At 68.9% G+C, this 1,220-nt stretch carries 1 protein-coding gene; it reads left to right on the forward strand.

Annotated features, from left to right (window positions below; translation table 11 throughout):
- On the forward strand, positions 1 to 1,220 hold a 1,220-nt coding region (locus VF194_RS09120), incomplete at both ends, for a hypothetical protein (protein ID WP_330890212.1).

Genomic DNA, 1,220 nt, shown 5'->3' on the forward strand with positions numbered 1-1,220 from the left:
GCCTGGCGCAAGCTCGGCGTGGCCCTCACGAACTCGCAGGCAGGCCAGGCCTCGGTGGACTCCGCACTGGAAAAGGCCGCGCGCTATGCCGACAAGCTGCCGGACCGCGAGAAATATCTTGCGCTCGGGTTCTACTACGAGCAATCGAGTTCCGCCGCCGATCGCGGCAAAGCGCTCGCCGCCTATCAGGCCGCATACCGTGCCGACTCCAACAACAAGGCCGTCAATCGCGAGATGTGGCGCATCTACATCTCCCGGCAGCAGACGGACAGCGCGCTGCGGTACGCACGGCGGGAAGCGGCAGTCGAGCATGACGCCAACAGCCAGTTAGCGCTGGCCAGCGTGCTGGCCTTGGCGGGCCAGCCGGACTCGGCCCAGGCCCTGATCGCGCGCACGCTGCAAACCGATCCGGCGGCGGCCAGCACGCCGATGCGATACGTTGCCGAGAACCGACTGGCGTTCGCAAGAGGCCTGCGTGACTCTGCCGATGCGCTGACGGTGACGACCAGTCGCCTGGCCAACCCGGTCGCCCAGGCCCAGGGACTGGGATTCTCGGCGCAGGACGCCGCCCGCCGGGGCAAGCTGACGAGCGCCGCTGCCCTCGACAACTCCCGTGCCGCCTTGCTTTCCAGTCGAGGCGCCCCGGCGTTTCACGGTTTGGCGCTCGCCAACCTGGATATCGTCTTCCGCGCCAACGGCACGGCCGGCGTCAGGCAGCTCGACAACCTGATGGCCTCGCGCGAGTGGACGTCGAGCGATCCGCGGGACCGCCCGTACCTCGATGTGGCCGGCCTCTACGCGATGGCGGGGCGGCCCGACCGCGCCCAGGCGGTGATGAGCCGGATGGACGCCGAAGCGGCGGGCCGGAGCAAGGCGCCGGACATGCAGGATCACCTGGCGTCGGTCCGGGGAGAAATCGCGCTCGCTTCCGGCAATGCGACTGAGGCAGCGCGCCAGTTCCGGGCTGCGGGCGTCGGGCCCGATGGTGCCCCGGGCGAATGCCAGGCATGCGTTGAGTACGGCCTCGCTCGCGCGTTTGACCGTGCGGGTGAGGCCGATTCCGCGATCGCCGCGTTCAACCGCTATCTCGCTGTCGGATTGCCCTGGCGCATCCAGATAGACTGGATGGCGGATGCCGCGGTGCAGAAGCGCCTGGGCGAGCTCTACGACAGCAAGGGCGACACCGCTGACGCCGTGAAACACTACGCCGCCTTCACCGA

Origin of the sequence: Ferrovibrio sp. (assembly GCF_036381655.1) — a bacterium.
Lineage (GTDB): Bacteria > Pseudomonadota > Alphaproteobacteria > Ferrovibrionales > Ferrovibrionaceae > Ferrovibrio.